The sequence below is a fragment of the Micromonospora sp. SL1-18 genome, assembly GCF_047921505.1.
In the GTDB taxonomy this organism is placed as follows: Bacteria; Actinomycetota; Actinomycetes; order Mycobacteriales; family Micromonosporaceae; genus Micromonospora.
This window is the reverse complement of record NZ_JBLROA010000267.1, coordinates 1-263: the sequence shown is the minus strand read 5'-3', so window position 1 is coordinate 263 and position 263 is coordinate 1. Positions and strand designations below refer to the sequence as shown.

Genomic DNA, 263 nt, shown 5'->3' with positions numbered 1-263 from the left:
CCCAGCCGCGGCGGCCTCCGCCTTGATCGCCGGGAAGGCCTCCTGCTTCCATACCCGCACCTTTTCCGGGTCCTGCTGATAGGCCCGGTACAACGGCCGCTGCGGCGACAGGCCGAGCTTCTTCAAGATCCGACCAACGGTCGGCAGCGACAACCGCAACCGGAAATGACGCTTGATCAGATCCCGCACCAGCTGACGGGTCCACAACGCGAACCCAAACGTATGCGCCCGCGGATCCGATCCCACGATCCACGTGTACACCT

The 263-nt window shown here is 64.6% G+C and carries 1 protein-coding gene; it reads right to left on the bottom strand.

The window, feature by feature from the left end:
• A partial coding sequence (locus ACNAW0_RS30885; protein WP_416291561.1) for a helix-turn-helix domain-containing protein occupies positions 1 to 246 on the bottom strand: 246 nt, incomplete at its 3' end.
• Positions 247 to 263: the final 17 nt, after the last annotated feature.